General features: G+C 33.5%; 22 protein-coding genes. 3 read left to right on the top strand and 19 right to left on the bottom strand.

Annotation, left to right across the window (positions count from 1 at the left end; all coding sequences use genetic code 11):
• Positions 1 to 3: 3 nt before the first annotated feature.
• The 5 genes from QWC74_RS07415 to QWC74_RS07435 form a co-directional block, all read right to left on the bottom strand.
• A complete protein-coding gene (locus QWC74_RS07415) occupies positions 4 to 1,005 on the bottom strand; it encodes an iron ABC transporter permease (protein WP_288993969.1) in 1,002 nt (333 codons plus the stop codon).
• Between the two features lie 2 nt (positions 1,006 to 1,007).
• Entirely contained in the window at positions 1,008 to 1,988 is a 981-nt protein-coding gene (locus tag QWC74_RS07420; RefSeq protein WP_006784788.1) for an iron ABC transporter permease, read from the bottom strand.
• Positions 1,981 to 2,937 carry an ABC transporter substrate-binding protein gene (locus QWC74_RS07425; RefSeq protein WP_006784789.1) on the bottom strand — a complete coding sequence of 319 codons (957 nt, stop codon included), beginning with the start codon at positions 2,935 to 2,937 and terminating at the stop codon, positions 1,981 to 1,983. The genes QWC74_RS07420 and QWC74_RS07425 overlap by 8 nt, the downstream gene beginning before the upstream one ends.
• 238 nt (positions 2,938 to 3,175) lie before the next feature.
• Positions 3,176 to 3,538, bottom strand: a complete 363-nt coding sequence (locus tag QWC74_RS07430) for a hypothetical protein (RefSeq protein ID WP_006784790.1) — start codon at positions 3,536 to 3,538, stop codon at positions 3,176 to 3,178.
• Positions 3,539 to 3,646: 108 nt separating this feature from the next.
• Positions 3,647 to 4,204 carry a hypothetical protein gene (locus tag QWC74_RS07435; protein WP_006784791.1) on the bottom strand — a complete coding sequence of 186 codons (558 nt, stop codon included), beginning with the start codon at positions 4,202 to 4,204 and terminating at the stop codon, positions 3,647 to 3,649.
• A gap of 105 nt (positions 4,205 to 4,309) precedes the next feature.
• Between QWC74_RS07435 and QWC74_RS07440 the strand changes: the two genes are divergently transcribed.
• Positions 4,310 to 4,828 (top strand): hypothetical protein, encoded by a 519-nt coding sequence (locus QWC74_RS07440; RefSeq protein WP_006784792.1) that lies wholly within the window; start codon positions 4,310 to 4,312, stop codon positions 4,826 to 4,828.
• 287 nt (positions 4,829 to 5,115) lie between these two features.
• Here the strand turns inward: QWC74_RS07440 and QWC74_RS07445 are convergent, their stop codons facing one another.
• The 5 genes from QWC74_RS07445 to QWC74_RS07465 all read right to left on the bottom strand — a co-directional run bounded on the left by QWC74_RS07445 (position 5,116) and on the right by QWC74_RS07465 (position 12,080).
• A complete protein-coding gene (locus QWC74_RS07445; RefSeq protein WP_006784793.1) occupies positions 5,116 to 6,258 on the bottom strand; it encodes a cytochrome c biogenesis protein CcdA in 1,143 nt (380 codons plus the stop codon).
• 268 nt (positions 6,259 to 6,526) lie between these two features.
• Positions 6,527 to 8,212: an aspartate-alanine antiporter gene (gene aspT / locus QWC74_RS07450; RefSeq protein WP_006784794.1), complete on the bottom strand. Its 1,686-nt coding sequence runs from the start codon at positions 8,210 to 8,212 to the stop codon at positions 6,527 to 6,529.
• 328 nt (positions 8,213 to 8,540) lie between these two features.
• Complete coding sequence (locus QWC74_RS07455; protein ID WP_006784795.1) at positions 8,541 to 9,614, bottom strand: glycosyl hydrolase 53 family protein; 1,074 nt, start codon at positions 9,612 to 9,614, stop codon at positions 8,541 to 8,543.
• A 124-nt stretch (positions 9,615 to 9,738) separates the two neighbouring features.
• Positions 9,739 to 10,473, bottom strand: coding sequence for a 30S ribosomal protein S2 (gene rpsB / locus QWC74_RS07460; protein ID WP_006784796.1), 735 nt, complete (start codon positions 10,471 to 10,473; stop codon positions 9,739 to 9,741).
• Between the two features lie 284 nt (positions 10,474 to 10,757).
• Positions 10,758 to 12,080: a protein kinase family protein gene (locus QWC74_RS07465; RefSeq protein ID WP_006784797.1), complete on the bottom strand. Its 1,323-nt coding sequence runs from the start codon at positions 12,078 to 12,080 to the stop codon at positions 10,758 to 10,760.
• A gap of 644 nt (positions 12,081 to 12,724) precedes the next feature.
• Between QWC74_RS07465 and QWC74_RS07470 the strand changes: the two genes are divergently transcribed.
• Positions 12,725 to 12,985, top strand: coding sequence for a rubredoxin-like domain-containing protein (locus tag QWC74_RS07470; protein WP_006784799.1), 261 nt, complete (start codon positions 12,725 to 12,727; stop codon positions 12,983 to 12,985).
• Between the two features lie 10 nt (positions 12,986 to 12,995).
• Here the strand turns inward: QWC74_RS07470 and QWC74_RS07475 are convergent, their stop codons facing one another.
• The 3 genes from QWC74_RS07475 to QWC74_RS07485 form a co-directional block, all read right to left on the bottom strand.
• Positions 12,996 to 13,577, bottom strand: coding sequence for a TetR/AcrR family transcriptional regulator (locus QWC74_RS07475; RefSeq protein WP_006784800.1), 582 nt, complete (start codon positions 13,575 to 13,577; stop codon positions 12,996 to 12,998).
• Between the two features lie 238 nt (positions 13,578 to 13,815).
• Complete coding sequence (locus QWC74_RS07480; protein ID WP_006784801.1) at positions 13,816 to 14,499, bottom strand: hypothetical protein; 684 nt, start codon at positions 14,497 to 14,499, stop codon at positions 13,816 to 13,818.
• A gap of 352 nt (positions 14,500 to 14,851) precedes the next feature.
• Entirely contained in the window at positions 14,852 to 16,573 is a 1,722-nt protein-coding gene (locus tag QWC74_RS07485; RefSeq protein WP_155222807.1) for a UvrD-helicase domain-containing protein, read from the bottom strand.
• A 175-nt stretch (positions 16,574 to 16,748) separates the two neighbouring features.
• Here QWC74_RS07485 and QWC74_RS07490 point away from each other — a divergent pair, with 175 nt between their 5' ends.
• A complete protein-coding gene (locus tag QWC74_RS07490) occupies positions 16,749 to 17,138 on the top strand; it encodes a (deoxy)nucleoside triphosphate pyrophosphohydrolase (protein WP_006784164.1) in 390 nt (129 codons plus the stop codon).
• Between the two features lie 41 nt (positions 17,139 to 17,179).
• Here QWC74_RS07490 and QWC74_RS07495 read toward each other — a convergent pair whose 3' ends face one another.
• The 6 genes from QWC74_RS07495 to bsh all read right to left on the bottom strand — a co-directional run bounded on the left by QWC74_RS07495 (position 17,180) and on the right by bsh (position 25,548).
• Entirely contained in the window at positions 17,180 to 20,008 is a 2,829-nt protein-coding gene (locus QWC74_RS07495; protein WP_006784165.1) for a DEAD/DEAH box helicase, read from the bottom strand.
• Between the two features lie 147 nt (positions 20,009 to 20,155).
• Positions 20,156 to 21,091: an L-lactate dehydrogenase gene (locus tag QWC74_RS07500; RefSeq protein ID WP_006784166.1), complete on the bottom strand. Its 936-nt coding sequence runs from the start codon at positions 21,089 to 21,091 to the stop codon at positions 20,156 to 20,158.
• 211 nt (positions 21,092 to 21,302) lie between these two features.
• Positions 21,303 to 22,640 (bottom strand): MATE family efflux transporter, encoded by a 1,338-nt coding sequence (locus QWC74_RS07505; protein WP_006784167.1) that lies wholly within the window; start codon positions 22,638 to 22,640, stop codon positions 21,303 to 21,305.
• Positions 22,641 to 22,721: 81 nt separating this feature from the next.
• Positions 22,722 to 23,399 (bottom strand): MgtC/SapB family protein, encoded by a 678-nt coding sequence (locus QWC74_RS07510; protein WP_006784168.1) that lies wholly within the window; start codon positions 23,397 to 23,399, stop codon positions 22,722 to 22,724.
• A gap of 113 nt (positions 23,400 to 23,512) precedes the next feature.
• Positions 23,513 to 24,307: a histidinol-phosphatase gene (locus tag QWC74_RS07515; protein WP_006784169.1), complete on the bottom strand. Its 795-nt coding sequence runs from the start codon at positions 24,305 to 24,307 to the stop codon at positions 23,513 to 23,515.
• 200 nt (positions 24,308 to 24,507) lie between these two features.
• Entirely contained in the window at positions 24,508 to 25,548 is a 1,041-nt protein-coding gene (gene bsh, locus QWC74_RS07520) for a choloylglycine hydrolase (protein WP_006784170.1), read from the bottom strand.
• Positions 25,549 to 25,642: the final 94 nt, after the last annotated feature.

Raw genomic sequence — 25,642 nt, forward strand, 5'->3', positions numbered from 1 at the left:
AATTTATTCTTTCATCATTAAGTAAATGAAATAAGGAACTCCTACAATTGAGATGGTAATCCCTACTGGAATTTCAATTGGGGAGAATACATTTCGTGAAATAGAATCTGCAAATAAAATAATGATACAACTAATCAAAGCTGAAACAGGAATTTGTCTTCTGTGTACTGGACCTACTAAGCGTTTAGCAATATGAGGTCCGAGTAATCCTAAAAAGGCAATATTTCCAGCAACAGAGGTTGCTAGTCCTGCTAAGGCAATGGCATAGAAAAATAAAATTTTACGTTCTTTTTCTACTTTAACACCAAGACCTGTTGCAATTTCATCTCCTAAATTTAAAACCTCTAACACTTTAACTTTCCAAATCGTTAAAGCTAAAAATAGAATCGCTAATGGAGTCACCAAATAGAAAAATTTCCAACTGCTTCCCCATAAGCTTCCACTCGTCCATGTTAAGACTTGATTATAATCTCCTTGCGCCATGTTTAATTGGTACAATGAGATAAAGGCATTAATTCCAACGTTCACACCAATTCCAGTTAAAATTAAGCGAGTTGGTGAGACGCCTTTTTTATAACTTAACCTATAAATTAAGGCTCCACTAATCACACTTCCGATAATGGCTACAACTGGCATGACAAATAATGCCGCGTCTCCAATCGCATCATAATAATTCGTACGTCCTGACGAAATTAACAACACCACTCCAAGTGCTGCTCCGGCATTAATTCCAATCATTCCGGGCTCAGCAAGTTCATTTCGTGTGACACTTTGTAAAATACATCCTGCTGTTGATAAACAAACAGCGACCACCATCGCTACAACAATTCGTGGTAGACGAATATCAAAAATCGTTGCATTTTGAAGTCTAGTTCCGTTTCCGAATAAGGTCGCTACAACATCTTGAAGTGGAATATTATAACTTCCCCAACTAATGGCGAGCAAAAAGATTCCGATTAGAAGAAGACTAATCATGATACTGACAATTATTAAACGTTTTTTCAAAATTAGCTCTCCTTTCTAACCATCCAAATAAATAATGGAACTCCTACTAAAGACGTAAATAATCCAATTGGCGTCTCGTACGGTTGATTAACAAGTCGCGCTAAAACATCTGCCCAAATGACGAGCATTGCCCCACCTAAAAAAGAAACCGGCATAATCACTCGATAATCAGTTCCTAAAAGTTTTCTAATAATATGTGGCACAATTAACCCAACGAATGCGATGTTTCCCGCTACTGCCACACATACTGCACACATCGGAATAATTAAAAGTAATGTGATCATACGAATTTTAACAGGATTTTCACCTAGTCCAATACAGACATCTTCCCCTAAATTAACGATGTTAATTTTCGGTGCTAAAAACAGGGCGATTATCGTAGTCATTCCTCCAACAATAAGCAGTAGCATGACACTGTTCCATGTCACAGCTCGAAAGCCCCCAGTTATCCAAAATGCTAAACTTTGTGATTTATTTGTAAGCAGAGCAATAACAGTTGCCATTGAAATGAAAAAAGTACTAAGAGCAGTTCCCGCTAATAACAAGCGTGACATATTCATGTTTCGAGCACTTTTCATACTAAAAGCTAAGACGAGTAATCCACTGATAATCGCTCCAACAAAAGCAGCCAGTGTGTTTCCAAGTAATCCGTATAAAGAGGAACTCATGCCAAGAAGCGCGATTGCAAATGTCGCGCCTTGAGTAATTCCCATTAGAGATGGTTCGGCAACAGGATTTCTTGTGACCCCTTGCATCATAGCACCCGTAATACCAAGAAGACCGCCTACAAAGGCGGTACTAATGGCTCTCGGTATTCGAACATCTCTAACTAATTGCATATCTAACACGTCTTCATAGTGGAAGATACTATCCCATACAGTTTGCAAAGGAATACTCTTTGCTCCTGCACAGATTGCAACAATTAGCCCGATTATTGCAACTATGCTACATCCTAAAACGAGAATAAATGTTTTTTTATTCATGCATACTCGCTAATAAAGATTGTACTTCTTCAACAAATACTAAGCGTCCAATTGGGCTATAACCTTGGTTAAAGTATGGACTCGCTGGTAATGTTACAACATTTCCATTTTTCACTGCTTCTGTGTTATTCCAGATGCTACTTGCTGTTAATGTCGCTAAATCTTCATCTGTTCCAACAGCAAAGATATAATCTGAGTTAATTTCTGCTAATCCTTCTAATGTGACAACTGGTAAGCTAATATTTTCTTGTTTAGGCATTCCTTCAGGTTTTGCTAATCCCATATCATTATATAAAATTGATCCTAAACCAGCTTGATCAAAGATAAATAAGCTTCCACCGCTTGCTAAGAATGATAAGTATGAGCTATCTTCACCATATGTTGCTTTAATTTGTGCTCCAACTTCTGCTGCTTTTGCTAAATAGTCATTAATCCATTCTGTTGCAACTTCTTCTTTTCCAAATACTTTCGCAACATGCATGAAATCTTCTTTCCAATCTACTTGTTTCATCTCAACCATAACAACTGGTGCAATTTTAGATAATTGATCATACATTTTCTCTTGTACTGTTGAAATGACAATTAAATCTGGATTTAAAGCAATAATAGCCTCAACATCCATTTCAGCTAACATACTATAACCTAAAATCTGTGCATTTCCTAATACATCTTCTAAGTAAGTTGGGAATTTTGTATAGTCATATCCATCACTATTTGCTGTTCCGATTACATCATATCCAATTAAAGCTAAGATATCACTTGCACCACTTAAATCAACGATACGCTGTGGATTTGCTGGAATTTCAACTTCTCCTTTAACATCTGTTACAACTGTTGTTTCAACTGTTTGATTTGTATTTTCTTCAACTGTTTTATCAGAACTTGAACATCCTACTAAACCAAACATTAAAGCGAATGTACTCATTATTAATAAAAGACTTTTCTTCATTTTATGATTCTCCTTTGTTATTTCTTCATAATGTCATTTAGTTAGCACTAGCTAACTGATAATTGGATTATACGAAACAAGTTTAGTTGAGACAAGTATTTCATCTTTTTTAATTATTTTATCATCTCATTTAATCATTAAATTGAATATATATTATATTATGGACTACTACAAACCAATTATTTACCTAAAAAGAAAAAGAGTGAAGTCACTCTTTTCATGACGTCACTCTTTTTCACTATGCTTCCCATTTATGATTTTTTATCCGTTCGTATTCTTCAAGCGTAATGGGTAAAATGGTTCCATGTTTGAATCCGTAAGGGAAGCTAAAACTTGCATCTGAACGTTCAAACTTCCCTTCTGAAATATCATCAGAAACAAATGGCACATATCCTTGGCCTGCCCCACGGACACCATAATAATCTAAGAACAAGCACCATTTTCCATCCTCTAAACAAACTGCTGTTGGCGCTTCATAGACATGTGTTGCGAGATCTGCCATACATTCATCAAACTTTTCAATGCGTGTGTAAGGTCCTGTCACTTGATTGGCTTTGAGCAGCATATTTTTAGCAGGATTCTCTTCACTTTTAACGAACATGTAGTATATCCCATTTTCTTCGTAAATCGCTGAATCAATGACACCACTATCCGATTTACGATAAAGAACTTCTGGTTTGGTAAAGTGTTCAAAATCTTTTGTACGACTTTAGTAAATACCTTTTTCTCCATTTGGATAATCATGGTGAGGTGATGACCAATGAAGAACGTAGTCTTCATTTTCTTTATCAAAAATAAGATCTGGTGCCCACATACATCCAAACTTATCATCCCCGATTTTAACAAGGCGTTGTTCTGACCAGTTTACTAAATCATCTGATTCCCAAACTGAGAAATATTTGCTTCCATTAACCGAAATTTCATACCATGAGTTATGATATTGATTACGCATTCCATAAGCTAGACTTAAGTCAGTAGCAAAAATATAAAATTTTTGGCGATCGTGACAACGGACAATCGTGAAATCACGAACTCCTTTATCTCCATAATAGGCCCATGCAATTGGACGCCCTTGATTGACTGCTTCCCAGTGAAATCCGTCTTTACTTAAACCAAAATGGACTTGTTCACCATCTGGTGTCGATTTTTCTCTAAAATGAACAAATAAATAAGCCTGCATCAAAAATCCCCGCTCTTTTAATACATGATTCATATATTTTTTAACATATCCCCTGTCCCATTTCGCACAATTCAAATACAACTTCATCTTACCATCCTTTCATTTTTTTTAAAACCCCTTTCTTATAAAATAAATTAATGAAAATTTCCATCCTAATATTATTCATTTTTTATCATACGGAGAGTTTTTATAATGAAAGAAATTATTACCGTCCCCATCCAGCTAGAGAGTTATGATGCGATTTTCAACGAAATTGATTGTCGACCTTTAAACATCCGAACAGTCAATGAAAATATTGACGCATTGTTAAAAGAGGCTCTTTTTAACAGAGATTTAAAACAGATTCCCGAGTTAAATCTGCATATCTTTTTACCTCATTCTATCAAGGATTGTGCAAAAGAAAATTTATCTGTAGAAGGAATTCAAAACTACTATCAATCTTTTTCAAATTATGAAAATCAAATTCGTCGACTATCAATTTTACGATTAATTTATTATGTATTGACTGCTTTAATTTTCTTTATTGTAAATTACTATCTTCAGATTTATTATCCCGAAACCTTTCTTAATACTCTCATTGACACATCTGCTAGTGTGATTTTATGGCAAGCAAGTACCATGATTTTTATTGATAGTAAAGATTTCAAACTTAATAAGAAATTAAATGAGCTCTTAAGTCATGTCTCTGTAACATATACTTATAAAGATTAATAATCGTTCACATCCTTTAAATAGTATGATTATTTCAGCCATCTTCTCATCTATATAGAAACAGAAATGTATGTCATTATTATAAATGAGTCTCAGTACCGGAGTCTTTTTGATACTTAGGTTTAACTATAGCCCAGACAAGTTTTCCAAGTGTGAAAAACTTGTCTGGACTTATATATCTTTACACCATCACTGCATCAAAATAGCTACACTTATCCCTTGGCACTTTTAAGTCGTCAATATAAAAAAGTATGATCTCACTTTACGATAAGACCATACTTTTTTTATTACTCTTTTACTTCTTCAATTAATTTACGAATTGTTTCTTCTCCAACTCGCCCTGGAATATAACCAAGGACCGTTCCATCAGGTTTAATAACAAAATTTGTCGGAATAGCCTGAATTCCATAGTATGACGCAATCATTCCTCCATCATCCATTAAAACTGGGAGTGTATATCCATTTTGTTCAATAAATGATTTAATATATTCTTCATCACCTTCTCGTCCAACATTAGGAGAGGCAATCGTTAAAATAGCAACGTCATCTTCATTAAATCCATATTCTTCGTATAATTGATTTAGAATCGGAAGTTCTGCCACACAATTTTTACACCATGTTGTCCAGAAAGTTAAATACACAATTTTTCCCTTGTAATCACTCAACTGATGTATTTTTCCAAACTGATCTTTTAGCTCAAAATCAATGGCTTTGATTCCTTCTTCAGCTGAGGTTTCTTCTGAAGTGTTGGTTTGATTTTCAATCGATTCAGCGTTTAAAACATTCATGCTTCCCCAAATCATGACTGCTCCTGAAATAATCAACACCGCTCCTCCTACGAGCTTAATCTTGTCCATGTTACATTTAATCCAAGTTAAGAAATGTAACAATCGATTATAAAATAGTGCGACAATCATAAACGGAATGATAAATCCCATTGTATAAACCACAATGAGAACGAAACTTTGGGTAATTGACATCATTAAAACCGACGCAAGCATTGGTCCGATGCAAGGTGTCCAGCCAAAACTAAACGTAAATCCGAGCAGATAGGCGCTCAATATGTTCATACGTTTTGTTTGAATGTGCATTCTTTTTTCTTGATTTAAAAATGGAATTTTTAGCACTCCCATATAAAAGAGTCCCATGATAACGATGATAATTCCCCCCACGAGAGTTATCGTGTTTTGATATTTTGCTAAAAGTGAACTTAGCGATTGAAAAGAAAGTCCTAGTAAGATGAATGTTGTCGAAATGCCTAGTACAAAGGCGATTGTATTTTTAAACAATCCACTTTTATGAAATAATTTTTCTTCACTATCACTTGTTGATAATATTCCTAAGTAAATCGGTAAGAGAGGAATGATGCAAGGTGAAAAGAATGATAAAATTCCCTCAATTAAGACGATAATAATTCCCAAAACTTCCATTCAGTTTTTCCTCCTAATTTGGCTTATATATAGAAATACTCTACCAAATATTGTTTATTAAAACAATAAAGAATCATAACAAAAAAAACTTCTCAAAAAGTGAGAAGTTTTTTAATACTTATTTCTACCTATTAAACATGAGTCTCGATTGCCAAATTTTTTTGGTACGAATATATCCTATCTTCAGGAGGCATATCATCGCCATCCTCACTTACTAGAGAAAATAAAAGTTTTCCAAATGTAAAAAACTTATCTGGACTTATATAATTTATGAGAAAAAGAGAATAATTAAAGATCCCCAAATCGTTAATAAAATATTACCAACAGCATACGGGATTGTATATCCAAGAACAGGAGCGTTGCTCTTCGCTTTCTCACAAACAGCCCCAAGAGCTGCTGTTACTGTTAAAGCCCCAGCTGTAGCTCCTAATGTAACCGGAGCTGAAAATTTGAATACATACTTTCCTAGAAGAATACCTGAGAATGTTGGAATGAGTGTCACGATAACTCCTGCTAATAGAAAACTCATTCCTGATTCACGTAATCCCGATATAAATCCAGGACCCGCACTAATTCCTACAATAGCAACAAATACCGCTAAACCAACATTACTTAAAAACCATGCTGTTCCTTTAGGGATGTTACCAACAGTCGGTCGACGTGAATGTAAAAATCCAAAAATTAATCCCATGATTAAAGCGCCACCGCTTGTTGATAAGCTAATGCCAATCTTTCCAAGCATTAAAGTTGGAATTCCAATTAAAGAACCTAACAAAATACCTAGTGCAACGAAAATCATATCTGTTTCATCTGTTTTACGAGCAACTTTTCCAATAACAGAACTCATCGCTTCTACTTCATTTTTAGGTCCCGTTAAAGTTATCACATCATGCTTTTGTATGATGGTATGATCATCATATGCTATTTCTTCCCCAGCACGTTGAATTTTTGAAATAAAAACATGGCGCGTTAAGACATCGTTATCAATATGCTTAACGGTTTTCCCATTTAATTCTACATTCTTCAAATAAATAGCCACAGATTCTGTTTCCAATCTAGTTAACTGATAATCCATAACTTCTGTTCCAATTTCAGCAAAATAAACATTCGGTAAATCTTTTTCTTTAAATACAATCGCAATTCTATCCTCTTTTTGAATGATCTCATCAGCCGTTGGGATTAATATCTGATTTGAACGTTTAATTCGTGCAATAAAAAGACGAATCGGTTCAGTTGACAGTTGTTTTTCAACCTGCTCTACACGTTGTCCAATAAATTTTTCATCTATCTTATAAACTCGATAAATAACTTCACCTGCACATGATTTCAGTAACTCATCCTCAATTGCTACACGCGAAGCATGGTCTAGTTTATTACTTTCTTCTTCTAAGTTAACGCCAAGTATTTTAGGGCCAAAAGTTGATAATACAAAAGCAGCTCCAATCGTCCCAAATATATAAGTTACAGCGTAACCAACTGGAACAAAGTTTATCATTTGAGTTTTGATTGTATCTTCAACAGGTAAATTTAAAATAGCATCTTGTGATACGCCAATAATAGCCGACTGAGTTAATGCCCCTGCCGCGAGCCCTGAAGCTTGTCCTGCATGATATGAAAATAATTTTGCGACAACAATCGTAGAAATCAATCCAATCACACAAACAAGAAACGTAAAAATAACTTGTGATAGTCCTTCTTTCTTAAGCCCTTTAAAAAATTGTGGTCCTGCATTATAACCAAGCGTAAATAAAAAGAAAAGAAAGAATACCGATTTAATCGTTGGATCAATCACAATATTCAACTGACCTACCACAACACCTGTTATTAGAACTCCCGTAACTGCTCCAACTTTAAATGTGCCAATTTGAATTTTTCCAACTGCATACCCAATAGCTAATGTTAAGAACAAAGCTAGTTCAGGACGAGATTTTAAAATATCAATTAACCACAACATGCTAACCACCTCTAACTACCATTTTATAAAAAATTGGACAGTGCCAAATTAAACCTATTATCTATCATCCCTTTACTTAATTAATACAATATTTAATAGATATATCCTTCTTAATAAAGAAAAACGTATCTTCAAGTAAATATATTTATACAGTATCTCGACAAATAATAACATTTTCCGCACTTGCCAACATTGATTATAACATTATGGTATTTAAAGTCAAACAATGAAAATTCTTGAACTTAATTTTAAATTTTTATATTTTATCATATAAAAAGCACTTATCCAAATCTATAAATTTTCTAGATCCTGACAAGTGCATTCTTTTTTAATCATTTAAGAAAATATCTAATGCTGGATTAGCATTCCCGCTTTCATCAAATAAAGCTTGATTTGCCCACGAGTTTCCTAGCTCACCTTCATCATTAGCATATTTAGCCCCCGCCTCTTTAGCCCAGGCAACATGAGGAATTGGCAACCATGATGGTTCCCAGTAAATAAGACCAACCCCACGATTATCTCTGACACTTTTAATGATATTAAGTAAGGCTTCTAAGTATTCCTTTTGTCCTTCTTTGGTTGGTTCATAAGGAACATTTTTGGCAAGCTCTTCATCAACAATCATCCCATTACATCCAAGTGAGTCCGTTGTATAACAAAAAGCTGTTTCTGCAATGACAATATCTTTATCAAATCTTTGGCTAATATCGTTCATATTAGCTAACAATACTTCAAGACTGCCATTCCAATAAGGATAATACGACATGCCAATTAAATCGAAGTCGAGTTCATACTTTTTAACACTGCTAAACCATTCTCGATATAGTCTATTATCCGTTCCATAATCTAAATGAAGCATAATTTTGATTGTTGAATCGAATTCTCTAACGGCCGAAATCCCTGCTTGAAGTAGGGATGTCATTCCTTCTAAATTAGAAATATGCCCGTCTCCCCATAAAAATCCGTACGTAATTTCATTTCCAACTTGCACACATGTCGGTTGAATACCATTTTGTTTTAATGTTTTAAGTGTCTCTAGCGTATAATCATGCACGGCGTTTTCTAAATCTCGGCCAGTCAAATCAGTCCACGCTTTAGGTTTCACTTGTTTTTTAGGATCTGCCCAAAAATCACTATAGTGAAAATCTAAAATAAAATCTAATCCACTTTCAGTTAAACGTTTAGCTAGATTGATTGTTGTTTCTAAGTCATTCGTTCCCCCACCATAAGGTGCCCCTGTTTCATCATAAGGATAATTCCAAAGTCTCAATCGAATAGAGTTAATTCCTTTTTGCTTAAATAAGTCAAAGATATCCATTTCTTGTCCGTCTAAATAGTATTTTGCTCCCTCTGATTCAAGTTCTTGAAGCATTGAAACATCCATTCCTTTTATAAAATTCATTATTATTCCCCCTTTTTGTTTCCATCTTAGTAGATTAAAATCACTATAACACCGCTTACAATTTATGTCAATACTAAAAAAAAACACCTATCTCTTACGAGATAAGTGTTTTTAAGAGTAAAAATTACTCAGCAGCAGCTTCAACAGCTACTTCTTCAGTTACTACTTCTTCAGCAGCACCTTGGTTAGCTTCGATGATTCCGTCAACCATTTTACCAACGATTAAACGTACAGCGCGGATTGCATCATCGTTTGCAGGAATTACGTAATCAACATCATCTGGATCACAGTTAGTATCTACGATACCGAATACAGGGATGTTTAATTTACGTGCTTCAGCGATTGCGATGCGCTCGCTACGTGGGTCAACTACGAACATTGCAGCTGGTAATTCTTTCATTTCGCGGATTCCGCCTAAGAATTTATTTAAACGTTCCATTTCTTTACGTAAGTTGATTACCTCTTTTTTAGGTAATACTTCGAAAGTACCGTCTTGTTCCATAGCTTCTAATTGCTCTAAACGTGCAATACGAGATTGGATAGTTTTGAAGTTAGTTAAAGTTCCACCTAACCAACGTTGGTTAACCCAGTATTGTCCACCACGGATAGCTTCTTCTTTGATAGCTTCTTGAGCTTGTTTTTTAGTCCCAACGAATACTACTTTTCCACCATCTTTAGTTACTTCTTGCATTGCTGCATAAGCTTCATCGATTTTTTTAGATGATTTTTGTAAGTCGATGATGTAGATTCCGTTACGGCTTGTGAAGATGTATTGTTTCATTTTTGGGTTCCAACGACGAGTTTGGTGTCCGAAGTGTACCCCAGCTTCTAATAATTGTTTCATTGAAATAATTGCCATAATTATTTCCTCCTAATTATAATTTTGTTTTACTACCACATACTTCATTGTAAATGACCACTATCTACATAGCACTTGACCACTTACTCCATATGTGTGATGAATATTTTCAACTTAAATATTCTACCATGATATTTAAAAAATTTCATGTAAAATTTTTAAATTTAATTAAATTTTGTACCATACTTGGATATTTTATACGAAATTAGGATAAAAAACAAAAAACTGTAAGTCATTTGAACAAGTATTCAAACAACTTACAGCTAGATTGACTTAAGGTTACGCTATTTAACCCCATTAATGATATCGGCCATTAATCGATTATAGTTTTCTCTTTGAGTATGTTTATTACCAGGTAGTATTCTGTCTTCTATTACAAGATCGTCTAATGTTTTTGCATCTAGTTCGTGCATTTCATAATAACTATCCTCATCATAAAGATTCATTAATGTTTTTCCGATTTCAAAAAGAGGTTCATAATGTGGTCCGTTAGAAAATCCACGGAATCGTGATTTGGGAACATAGCTATCTGTAAAAAACACTGATTTTGCTAACCAGCCTTTTTTACCATATCCTCGTCTTGTCGACATCGTCAAAGCATGGTTTAAATAATCTGTAAACTCAGTAAACGGTCCAGTTTCAAGTTTAATTCCGACAATCGGATACCAAAGTCCTTTAATCTTACCATTATTCGTTCCTGATGAGCGATAAAAAGCCAACGTTACTCGCTCTATTCCATAACTGTATTTCACATCAACATCAATTAAACCAATTACCCTAAATGGCTCTAGATTATAAATATTCGCTCTAAAACTTTTAAGATGAATTTTTTGTATCTCAACCTCACTAATCACATTAATCCCCTCCTCTTCCTTTTTTTTTCGTTGATGAATCTGTTTTACTTTATTTAAATCCTGTCTAATCTCATCGATACTATGATACTTTGCCCTATCTTTTGAAATACCTAATAGTTTTTTAAGAAACTTTTCTTCTTCATCATATAAATCAAGCTCGTCATACCATGGTCTTTCCAATGTTTCAAGTCCATTATATGTCGTGTAGTAAAGATGAAGAAGGAAATCAGCTAGATACCAGTAATCAACGGCTTTAACATAGCGCTGATCATCTACATATCTTGCAAGCCCAAAATCAATAAGCGCTAACTCTTTATTGTCTTTGACAATAACATTAGGTAACCTAATATCGCGATGCACAATATTTTGTTCATGAAGTGGTTGCAAAATATCAAGTAATTGATCCGCAATATGATAGATTTCATCTTTGGTAAAAACTTCTTCATTTCGTCTTATGAGTTGATCAAATGTTTTTCCTTCAATATATTCAAGAATATATCCTTCAGTTGACCCCTCTTTAAATTTTCCAATAAATTTCGGAATAGCTGGATGATCTAAACTTTTTAATATCTTTTCTTCATAAAACAGTTTTTTTCTCGTTTCCTTAAGCATATCTTTTTTTAATTGTTTAATTACAACTTTTTGAGATTGCTCATTTGTTGCCAAATAAGCAATCCCATATCGACCTTCACCTAGTCTTTTTGTCACTTTATATCCGTTAATAGACTGATTTTTTTTAAAATGTTTATCCATAATCTCACGGCGTCAGATTTAACAATTAAAATCTAGACCAACTTTGTGACTGACTACGTGAGCTATTTGAACGGCTTCTTGAATTTTGAGAACGGTTTGATTGTGAGCTTTGTGAGCGACTAAATCTAGACCAACTTTGTGAACCACTGCTCATTGAACTTAGAGAGTGGCCTGATTGAAAACTTTGAGAACGACTGCTCATTGAGCTTTGAGAGCGGCTTGATTGTGAACTTTGAGAACGACTAAATCTTGAACTTTGTGAACGGCTTGATTGTGAGCTTTGTGAACGGCTTGATCTTGAGCTTTGTGAACGGCTTGATCCTGATGTAGTACTAGTACGTCGCCCACTTCTATAATATCCGTTTCCTCTGTGTGCATTTGCTTGATAATAATTCATAAAGACACTCCTTTTTTGTACTAAGATGCCGACGCGATAACTTCAATTATCTTGCCGACAATACATCTTATGAATTAAAAATCTTTTAGTATAGGTAGGTGACCTCTTTAGAAGAAAATGGACTTTAAATAGAAAAATCATTGAAAAGAATTCTAACACCACTAAAGTATAATTTTTTTGACGATGAAAAACTTCTATGGACTTATGCATATACTAAGAGTTAGAATTTAAACTTGGAGGTTATATAATGAAAGAATTTGTATGTGAAGTCTGTGGGTATATCCACAAAGGAATCAAAGCCCCTGATAAATGTCCTGATTGTGATTCGGGTACTAATTTATTTACGATGATTGATAAAAATCCTGAAGCTACTAAACGAAAAAAGCAAAGAGAGAAAGAGTTGGCTCAATTAAAAGCTCAGTCTAAAAATAAGGCTAAATCTAAGGGCACATCTAAATTTAAATCAAAATCTAATGTTACATCTAATTTTAAAGCTAAAAAGCGATGAGTTTCTTCTCTCATCGCTTTTTTAATTGTTCATATTCTTTTAACCCTGCTTCTGTTAAGTAAGGTTTTAATAAGATGAGATGCTGATTGATATAGGCATCTTCTATTTCTTCTGTTAATTCTTTAATATCTAAAATCCACCCAATGTGACTTAATAAAATGAATTGAATGACAACTTCTATACTTTCATCATCCACGTTAAGTAGACCATTTTCTCGAAGTTTTTTCATTCCATCTATCACGTTTTGTTTTACATCAATAGAACGACGTCCCTGTTCTTCAATAAATTCAGGAAGTTCATCTCCAATTGTTCGATCATTAAAGTAATATTTCTCATTAAACAGAGTACGAATCATATGACGAAGTAAGTTCATTAAATCGGATAATGTTTCGACTGCATGTTCCTCATTTAATGTTTCATAAACTTCCTGGTGGATGGCCTGAATAATATCTTGCTTCTTTTTATAGTGATACGTTAGATTTCCAACGCTAATTCCTAGTTCATTTGAGATGTCACGCATTTTAACTTGATGATATCCTTTCTCGTTAAATAATGCTCTTGCTGTGATAAGTATCTGACGCTTTTTATCCATATCCCATCTCTCCTTTTGTTAATGCTAATGTTAACAAAATTTGATTTTGTTTTCAATGGAAATGACGTGAAATACAATGAGCTATTTTAGATAATTTATTGCACAAAATTACATGACTTTTAAAACATTAAAGTTTATCAAGCAGTCTAAGTAATCATAGGCATTAAAAAACTAGTGACTGAAGCCACTAGCTATCTATATCATTTTTTAAGGGGGTAAATCATGACATACTTTTAAATTAATCTAATAATGCAACCGGTGTGCTTTCCACTGCTAATACATTGAATGTAATGTTGTATTGAGATGCTTGGTGAGCAGCTCCAGTGTAAGCATAGTTGAATAATCCATTATTGAAGTTTTCTTCTGTGTATTCTAATACTTCAACTGCTACTGTTTCTAAATGTAAGATGTAATATAAACCATTGTGAACGATAATTGATCCACGTTTTCCAATTTCAGCTAAGTTACGAGCATTTTGTCCATCAGTTAATTGGACCACAACTTGATCAACTCCATCTTCATGTTGTTGATATTGCCAAGCTGCGATTGTTGAGAATCCAACTGTTCCCGTAGGATTAACTGATAAAATTTGAACATGAGCTGCTGATTCAGGAGCTATATACCCCTCCTCTTGGGTCGTTGCTAATGATGCTAAGTCTGATGATACAGCCACTAAGCCAGTCGTTGCTTCTGTTAAAGCATCTCCAGTTAATGTTGTTTTTGTTGTTGATGCTGATGTATATCCATCAACGATTTCTTTATTTCCTTCAGAAGCTGCTGTTTCTGCTTCAACTTCAGGAGTCTCAGTTGTTTCAGATACTTCAGGTGTAGATGTTTCTTCAGGTTGAGCTGTTTCATTAGAACACGCACCTAATGATAACGTTAACCCGAATACAGCTAATAAACTAGCTAACTTTTTCATACTTCTTCTCCTCCAAAAACTCTCCTAAATATTGAAATGAATTCCAATATTTGAATCAAAAATATATTTTTCACAAATCATCTTTGCCATAATAGATTAACACTCAAAATTTAACAAGTCAACAAAAAATAGTACATTTGTACTAATTTTTGTTTTATAATTTTATATAAAATAAATATTAGCCACTGAATACATATAAAAAGTGCACTTTCCTGAAGTGCACTTTTTATATGTATTCATTTTATTTATATCAACTTTTAATTTAATATTAATTCCAAACAGTTTAGTTTTATAATGTGTTATACTAAATTATCTAATTAACCTTATAATTCTACTGCAGGGCTGATTTATTCTATAATAGTTTTTTCAATTCAGTTAGGTACTTTCCATTTTCAGATGATGTACTATGTATATATAATTTTTCAGAAGCTCTTGTCATCCCTACGTATAAAATCTTTCTTTTAATCTGATCACTTGCATCATTACTTACATATATTTTATCAATTTCTGTTAAAAAAACGACTTTAGCCTCTAAGCCTTTTGATGAATGATAGGTTGTTAAAATAATATTCTTTGTCTCATCTGTTAAATCTTTTATGTATTCCATTTCATACTTGATTGAACTCGAACTTTTTTGTTTTACACTGTCACAACAGTTTTTACTTGGACAAAGAATTAAAAAATCTTCGTTTTTATATCCTTGTTTTTTTAATTCAATTATTTTATCTCCAATCATTGCAAAATTACCTGTTAAAAATTCAACACTTCCATTATTAACGGCGTCTAACTCCTGATTATTTAATTCATCTACATAAAATTTATCAACATCTTTTTTTAAAATTTTATCATTTCGCAAAAAGTTAAGTGCTAGATTCAAATGTTGTTTGGCACTTCGATAAGATGTCTTTAAAAATTTAGAGCGGCCTTGCATATTAATACCGATGCTTTTCCAACTAATTTCATTGCGATTATAAATACTCTGTAAACGATCACCCGCTAAAAATATATTTTTAAATATCTTATCAGATGTATCATTCGTATATTCTTTACATAATTTTAAACAAAGAGAAATCCAATTCATATAAAAATCTTGATATTCATCAATCAAAATTGCATCATAAATCGGATACGCTTTTTCACTCGCTAACTTTACCGATTCATCATTAAACCAAACATCATTATCCATATTTTCAGGTTTTCTCATTCTCCCTAATAATCGGCTAACTTCTGAGTGAAAATTTCTTATTTCTATATTTTCAAGATTTATATCATTTATCGCATCTTGTTTTAAATTTTCGGCTATTCTCTCCAACTGACTATTTAGTTTATGACTAAGAGATTTATTATACGTTAAAATCAAAATACGCCAATCTGGGTTCTCCTTAATCAAATAAACTGCTCTTGATAATAGAATTACAGTTTTTCCACTTCCGGGAATTCCTGTTACCATATAATGCCCGAGGGGAATTCTTTTAGCAAACTCTTCTTGGTCAAAATCTAATGCCTTTATCTCTCGACTAATAATGGATTGATCCAAGGTAATTATTTCGATTTCTGGATATAATGAAACCCTTATTGAATTTAAATCTGTTAGCAAGAGAGGAGTTTCTAATGCCTCTTTGTCAAACAATTGAGAGACTCTTAAGTTGGCTAAGTTATTCTTAAATATATAGCCTACCTGAGAAGTAAATAATAAGGTTAAGTTTTCATTATATTGGGAGGTTTGATTCAAGTTAGTGTATATAATTCTAAGACTTATATCTTCTTCATCTATAGGATCTACATCTCTTGTAAATAAAGCACTACTAAGAAGATTTTTATACCCTTTAATTTGTTTAATAGGATTTTCACATTCTCGATCAACAAGTTTGACTTTAACTTTATTCACATCAACTATATAATCTTCTGACCAGTCTTTCACTTCGATGATTGACACACCTCTTTTTTCATCCATAATAATAAAATCTGGTCGTTTATTTCCAATCATGGCTTGAACATATATGAATACATTATAAGTAACGTCCTTATATATTTTTCTTAAAGTCTCTAAAACAATACTTTCTCCTTTTGTCAATTCGATACCTTTATTACATAATATATTTACCCCACTATAATCCCTCCCTATAAATCCATACACTTTATTTATATGTTTGAATTTTAGAGGCTATTCTTGTTCTTCTGTTATCAATTTAACATTCTCATAGCAATAAATTATGTTATAATTACTAAAAAACTAAAGGTGATTTAAGATGAAAAAGACAGTACGTGTAGTAGGCGCAATTATTTTAAGTGAAGCAGATGAAGTATTATGCGCGCTTCGTTCTCCTGAGATGAGTCTTCCAAACTATTGGGAGTTTCCAGGTGGAAAAATTGAAGTAGGAGAAAGCATTCAAGAAGCAGTTATTCGAGAAATTAAAGAAGAATTAAATTGTGAGATTGAAGCTTTCGATATCTTTAATGATTATACACATGAATATGAACATATTTTTGTAAATCTCATAACTGTTATGTGTAAATTGGTTAATGGAATTCCAACTGCGAGTGAGCATGCAGAGTTAAAATGGATTCCAAAGCAGGATTTAAAATCTCTCCACTGGGCTCCTGCTGATATCCCAGCAGTTGAGCTTCTGAGTAAATAAGTAAAAGAGTCTAAACACGATTGTGATTAGACTCTTTTGTTTTATGCTTTATGATTAAATTCTAAATATAAAAACTGAGGTACTTTATGTTCTAATTCCATATGAATCGTAATCGGCTTATTACCTTCAGCTGAAATTGTATTTCCTTTTCCAATATAAATGTATGGCTGTACAACTCCATCAATTGATTTAAATTTACGAATGAATAAATGAAGATTCACACCATAATCCTTATTTTTCGTAATTTTCTGACCACGTTCTGAATCTTGAGATGTGGCATTTGGAGTTTGCCATTGGAAGATTTCACGTGAAATAAATTTATCTTGATAGTTAATACTTTCTTTAATATCTTCTTCCTTATGCAAATCAACAAATAAGAAAAATTCATTTTCAAAGGTTAATAATCCTTGTCCTCTAAAAGCACTATGCTTTTTATCATATGTTGCCAACTTAGCTACTTCTTTCATCGTATAGGACTCATACAACTTAAAGTACGGAATACCGTAATCTGTATCGCTAAACTCTTCTTCATAACGAATTAACCCATAATTTAAGACATCTGCTAAATATGGCTTAAAGTGTGGAGCTTGCCGTAACTGGTTAAAAATAGGAGTAATGATAAAAGTATCTCCAATGTATTCTCCTAATTTCAAATATTGATTCACTTCAGTTGAATCATAGTATGTTTGACTCAAACACTCTAGAGCATGTTTCACATTGGCTTCATTCACTGATTCAACATATTTTAAAATTTCATGTTCGGCTACTTCTAAGTCAATATGTGTTTCTTGAAGATGAGTTAAAAAATATTTTAATATAATAAATTCAAATGGTCGTTTTAATGGAAGCTGCCCTGACCATTCTTTTAAAACTTTTATAAATTCTTCGGACTGGATTAGTGAACCTATGAATGGATCCTTGTCCACCTTCGCAATAAAGTTTAGATACGTTTTTTCTTTTTTTATAAAGGTAATTGGATCTGGTGCTCCTTCATATTTCAAGTAATCAACTAACATATACGGGGTTTGTCCACGATTCATTCGTTTAAATTCTTGATACATTTCTTTGAGGTAAGTCATTGAATTGAAGTTTTCTGTATCAAGCTGTCTTAAAATTTGTTCTTTTGAAATCGTATCTAAGATAATAAAACTTTCCCCAGGAATATCACTAAATCCGGTTGAAACAGCTACTTTTAAACTGTCTTTATCATAGAATCGATCACCATTTAAAGCAATAGCAGTTAAGAAAGACTTACTATGATTTCCGATGAAATCAAGCACAGTTAAAAACTCTTTATTTTCTTGTTTTCTTAATCCTCGTCCTAACTGTTGAATAAAAATAATTGGAGATTGCGTTGGACGTAACATTAAAACTAAGTTAATTGCAGGAATATCAACTCCTTCATTAAAGATATCCACAGTGAATATCATCTCCAATGGATCTTCATCACTTTCTAGTTGCTTAATAACAGACTGACGTTCTTCAGGTGTATTTTTCCCAGTTAAACAAGCACTCACAATTCCCGCTTCATTAAATTTCTCAGTCATATACTCGGCATGTTCAACACTCACACAAAACCCAAGTGCCTTTCTAAATTCTCCATCCTGACCAAATAAATTCATCTGTTCAATAATAAAATCGACACGTTCATTTACCTTTAATCGCTTAGTAATTTCTTGAATTTGATCTAACTTGACATCACTTAAATCAATTCCCTCAATATCACGAATCCCAAAATAGTGAAATGGAATGATGAGATTTTCTTCTAACGCCTCTCTCAATCGAACCTCAAGTGCAACATGACCATCAAAACATTCAAAAATATTAAACTCATCACAACGTTCAGGGGTTGCAGTCATTCCAAGTAAAAATTTAGGTTCAAAATAATCGAGTAATCTTTGATATGTATCACCACCCACATGATGAGCTTCATCAATGATCATATAATCAAAATCATCCTTTTTATAATCCTTATAGTAGCGGGACATTGTTTGAATTGTTGAAAATAAGTAATCTGCATCTTTATCTTTTTGATTGCCTGTATACAATCCTGCCTTAATCCCTGGGATGACTTTTTCAAATGTCTCTTTTGCGCTCTGTAAGATTTCTTCCCGATGAACAATAAATAATAATCGTTTAGGTTCAAATTGTTTAGCATCAAATGCCGACATATAGGTTTTCCCAGTTCCTGTTGCCGCAATCACCAAGGCTTTCTTTTCACCACGATTTCGCAAAGACGCTAATTTCTTCATAGCAGCCTGTTGCATTTGATTAGGAATAAATTCTTCGACATCTTTCATCACATCATCTAATGACCTTGAATTCTCTTTTTCAAATAATTTATAACGTTTATAACTTTCTTTATAGGCTTGTAACGCCTCATCCGTTAATGGACCAGCTAAATTCCACAATTGTTCGTAATCTTTTAAAACCTCTTTCACAAACGGTTCTTGAATGGATTTAGTTAATTTGACATTCCATTCAATATTGTCTTTTAAAGCACTCGTCGTTAAATTTGAAGATCCGATATAAACCTCAACCACCTCTCCTTGAATAAATAGATACCCCTTCGCATGCAATCCCCCATCTAATTGCTTATCGAATAATCGGACCTCAATATTCTGAAACTCTTGAAGCTTTTCAATGGCTTTCGGTTCCGAAAAGTTTTGATAAGTTGACGTTAAAATTTTCCCTTCTACCCCTCGTTCTTCTAATTCTTTAAACTTTTGTAATAAAAGTTGAATCCCACCATATGTCATAAATGCAACTGTAAAATAAAACCCGCTACAACGATCTAAAGATTTTAATAAATCATCTAAGACATTTATACTACCTGTATTGCGAATAAAAACTGGCTCACTTTGTTTCATCCTAGTACTCCTTCTATCACCCTAATTACTAATTTCATTTTCTTAATTCTAACTCAAATACAACAAGAGATCAATGACATACAAAAAAGACGTGTCCATGCACGTCTTTTAATTGAAGCTAATGCTTTCATTACTTATTCTAATGTTCTAATACCCTCTCGTTTTCATAGATTCTCTTAACACATTATTGGAGTGTTTAAAGGCGTTTAATTCGTTTGGTGTAAGTGGGAGTTCAAGGACTGACTCGACTCCATTTTTTCCGATGATCGTTGGTACTCCTGTGTATATATTAAATTCATCATATTCTCCTTCTAGCAGCGCCGACGTTGGAATGATTATTTGTTCATCATTAAAAATAGCTTTAATGATTCTCACAACGGCAGCCGCAATACCGTAGTAGGTGGTCCCTTTTCGTTTGTAAATTTCCCATCCGACTTGCATCGTTTGATAAGCAATCGCATTTAAATCCAGTGGTTCTTTTATATATTCTGTTAAAGGAATTCCCGCTACTTTTGCATTTGACCATGGTACCATTTGTGAATCTCCATGTTCTCCTAAAACATAGGCGTGTATATCACGTGGATCGATGTCATTTAAGTAAGAAGATAGAATCGTTTTTAAACGGATGGTATCAATGGAGGTTCCAGTTCCAATTACTTGATTCTTAGGAAGACCTGATAGTTTCATAATATGATAACTAATAATATCTACGGGATTTGATGCAACCACAAAGAAACCGTTAAATCCTGATGCCATGACTTCTTTAATGACTGAATCACAGATAGCGGCACTGACTCCTAGTGTATCTAGTCGTGTTTGATTTCCTTTTGGTGCGGCTCCTGCAGTGAACACAATGATATCTACATCATGAAGTTCTTTATAACTTGCAACTTTTACTTTTGTACGAGATGACATAAATGAAACACTATTAAGTAAATCTATCATTTCACCCGTTGCTCTTTCTTGATTGATATCAATTAATAGTATCTCGTCACATACTCCTTGATTAATTAAAGCATATCCACAACTTGATCCGACTAATCCTGTTCCTATAATTGCAACTTTTCTCATTTTTATTGCCATGTTTCCCCCTCCAAAATAGTAAGCTTAATATATCATATGGATTCTTCTCCTTTATTGCTCTATGAAAAAAGACCATCTCTAACAAGAGACAGTCTAGTTCGATTTTTCAAGATGATTCCTTTTATCTCTAACATAATTTACTAATGAAATCTGTTAAAAAGTTTCACAGTATGAAAAACTTATCGCTATTTTTAAATTTGACGAAATAATGCTAATAGGAAAATTTTAACCTCATGACTCTTTTACCATTCATGAACACTAAAATCATCAGTGTCAAAATTTCGGCTATCGGTAAGGATAAAAAGACACCTGATACGCCAATAAGTGGTGGTAATGCTAGTGTTAAAATAAATTGAAAAATAAGCCCTCGACTAACCGACAAAATATTGGCCTGAATATTTTTACCGATGGCTTGATAATAACCACTCATCGTAAAAATAATTCCAATAATGGGGCTACCCAAACAATACATTAAAATACTTTGATAACCATACTCTAAATTTTCAGATGAAATTCCAAAAATGGATACGAGTTCTCGACCGTAACTATAAATTCCAATGAAAACAAGAATACCTGCTACCACGCTTATCACAATACTTAAATATAAAAATTGCTTCATACGAGTCCATTTATTCGCTCCAAAATGATATCCAATTAAGGGTTGAAGACCTTGTGAAATTCCTGTACAGACATTTACGAAGAAACAATTCACATACGATGCAACAGTGTAAATAGCTACATCGATGTTACTTCCATAAGCATACATGACATTGTTTTGAACAAAAATAATGGTTCCATACGAGAGCTGAATCATGAAACTAACAAATCCAATTTTCACAATTTCTTTTAAAATTTTTCCATCAAGTTTTAAATAGAGCTTCCTAATCTTAATGGTTGAGTTGCCTTTTAAAAAATAATAAAGTGAAATCAAAGTACTTAGAACAATACTCGCACTTGTAGCAATTGCTGCCCCTTTAATTCCAAAATCAAAAACTATTACGAGTAAATAGTCTAAAATAATATTTGCAATTGCTCCAATCCCAACCATCATCATCGCAAGTTTTGGGTTTCCATCTGTTCGTACAATAGGGTTAAGCGCTGTAGAAAAAATATAAGGAATGGTAATACAGTAAAAAATGGAGAAATAATCTTGTGCATATGGCATCACCATTTCATCTGCCCCAAGCATTCTTAAGATCGGATTTCTAAATAATAAACCGACGATTGTAATCAAAGCACCGATTGCTATTGAAGCCACCATCGTTGTTCCCAGATACTTTTCAGCTTCTTCGATATCTTTTTTACCGAGTGAAATAGCGATTAAACTACTAGCCCCAATTCCAAGCATTAATCCTGTTCCGATAATTAATGTAATGGCAGGCCAAACAATGTTGACTGCCGCAAGTCCTATTTCTCCAACCCCTTGACCAACAAACATTCCATCAATAATCGTATAAATCGTGTTTAATACGACACCAATGACTGATGCCATAACAAATTTTGACCAAACTTTAAATAAATTTGCATTTAAAATATGATCCATATTCATGCTCTCATACTCCTTTTTACCTCATATAAAAAGCTACGGAATAAATTCCATAGCTTTTCAGTGTTTCATTATATCACGTTTTTAACACTCCGTCATTTTAACGGTGTTGATTCCTGAGTACTGTGAAATATTCCCCATTAACTCTGTTGAATCTAATCGACGACGTGATTTATTGGTCGCTAGTTTAAACGTAATTTTATTGTTATGTTCTTCGATTACTTTTAATTGTAGCTCTAGAATTTGAGCTTGATGCTTTTCGGCAATTTCATTAAGATGTACTAATGTTTGCGAGATATCTTCACAACGAATACTAATGGTTAATCGCGTATATTTTCCATCCGGAACGTAGTTTGAAGCCCGTTCGAATACCGTTAACGTCAAGATAATCGCAACAAATCCAACAATTGCAATAAAGTAGGCTCCACATCCAACAGCAAGACCTAAACATGCTACCGCCCAAAGACTAGCAGCCGTTGTTAATCCTTTGACTGAAGCTCCCTCTTTCATAATCGTACCGGCACCTAGAAATCCAATCCCAGAAATAACTTGTGCGCCAAGGCGAGTTGGATCTAAGTTTCCATACTGTGTTGCCGTAAATATTCCAAGTTGCATAATCACACAGGCTCCAACAGCAACTAACATATGGGTGCGCAGTCCAGCTGGCCGATGCGTACTTTCACGCTCCCACCCAATCAAACCACCAATGATCATTGATAAAATAGTGCGAATAACAATCTCAATCATCATCTGAGTATTCATATAATCCCCTCCCCAGTTGTTGAAATACGTCGAAACTCTATATCTTTATTATACATCTTATACCCTTACTTTTAAAGCGCTTACTGTTTTGTGGAAATAACTTCTTTTCAGAGTCATAGATGATTCAAAAATGGGATAACATCTACGATTTCAATGCCTATTTTTTCAAGTTCGGCTATCGCTTTCAAGTAACCATTCTGTTGCTCTAACACCTGTGGTTGATGCGCATCGTACCCTATAATACATCGACATCCAAGCTCACTTACAATTTTCCAGAAATCAAGACATGGATATAAATAATGTTTTGAATCAGGTTCACAGATGTAATTTGAAATATTAAATTCTAAAATTAAGTCATATTCTTTCGCTTTCTCACAAATCTGACGTGAAATCCGTTCGCAAACGTCATCAAATTTTCCATAGCCTCTGATGAAGATATCAGGATGTGCAAAGTAAGCAAAGAGTTTCAATTCAATAGCTTTAATCGCGGTGTCTAAATACAGCTCTAATGCTGTTTCATCAGTTTTCATTTTTCCATATCCGACATTCTTCTGTTCGTTCGATGAAAAATGATTACCAAAAATCACATAATCGACTTTATATTCCTCAATTATATGCCTAAGCCATGGAATATATTCCTCAAAATATTCACACTCTAACCCAATTTTGATACTAATTTGATTGACATATTTTTGTTTTAAGATTTGCAGATGATTCACATAATCATCAAGTTGTTCTATATCCATTCGCATACTTGATGTGTAGCTTGAATCAAATGGCCATGGTGTGTGATCTGCGAATCCTAATTCTTGAAAACCAGATTTAATGGCACTTTCTATATATTCCTCGTCACTTCCCCCCGCATGCTTGCACCTTTTCGTATGCGTGTGATAATTCACTTTCTTCACTCTATTTTTCCCCTCCCACTGCTAAGCATCTAATATTGAGATATTATAGCACATTAAATAAAAAATCTTTTGGAGATTAAAGTAAAGCTCAGAAGATTAACTCTATTATCTTTTTAATTTTTTCGCCTATAATCCTTATGAATAAAAAAAATCATCTCATATGAACTAGAATATGAGATGATTTTTTTTATTTATCTGATTTAGTTTTGGAATAAAATATCTTGTTTACCTTGATATTCAAAACTGATGATTTCTTTTCCATCTAGGTCGGCTTTTGATAAGCAAACGGCACTAATACGACGGTTTTTATAATCTGTGTAGTAGTATGTTCCTGATTCTTGGCACATACAAGATTTATAGACGGTGTAATTCATATCTCCATTTTGATCAATTTCGCTTCCTTTTATGACGGTAACACCTGTTAGCACTTGGAAGAATGCTGAAACACCACTGACTTCATCATCTGCTTCGACAACTGTATCACGGAAATAGACTGTTCGAACAAATCGTGCAGCTGGAGAAGCATCTCCTGGGATTCCACACATATTAAGCCCATGACCAAATGGTTTAGCAACATATTCTCCAAATTGTTTTGGTGCTGGAGTTTTTGTATCTAATGTTACATATTGGCATAGATTTGTTAAATGCCAAGGGAAAGTTGGATCATTTGTTAAGGCTCCTACTGGATTGTCGTATACGTGCATTCCATCTTCCATGTACTCAATGACAATACTTTTTCCACTTAAATCTGTAAACATCCAGTGAAGTCCTGCAACAGGAAGCCCTTCTTTAACTGGAATATTCGTAATAATTAACTGTTTTAAGGCTTCTTTTAATTCATCTAAATTTGAGAAATTACTTAATGCCCAGTATAAGAAAGTTGAACCTGAAATATTCGTTTTTCCATCAACAGCTTTTTCGTTAAACTTAGCAAAATGCGTAAAATTTAACCCGGCACCTGCTAATCCTTTTTCATTAACTGCATCAAAAAGAAGGGGAAGACGATCCACAACAATTCCCATCCCAATACAAGCATACTTTGACGTATATGTTTCATCACTCACAATATTGAACCAATCATAATTTCTTGGAACAATATGAACAGCTTGTCCATATGTAGCGGGTACATCTAAATTTCGTCCAAATAAATGCTTATTATCTTTTGTAACTAAGCTAAGTCCTGTACACATATTTTTCAATCCCATCTTTCTATTAAAATAAAACATTAATTTTGAACTCATCAAAACACCTATTTTTAAGCTGATGGTTCCTAATTATAGTGTGTATCTATTTGAAAATATTATGTTAAGATACTTTCAAAAAATATGAATCCTG

The organism is uncultured Turicibacter sp., assembly GCF_938044715.1.
Taxonomy (GTDB): domain Bacteria; phylum Bacillota_I; class Bacilli_A; order MOL361; family Turicibacteraceae; genus Turicibacter; species Turicibacter sanguinis.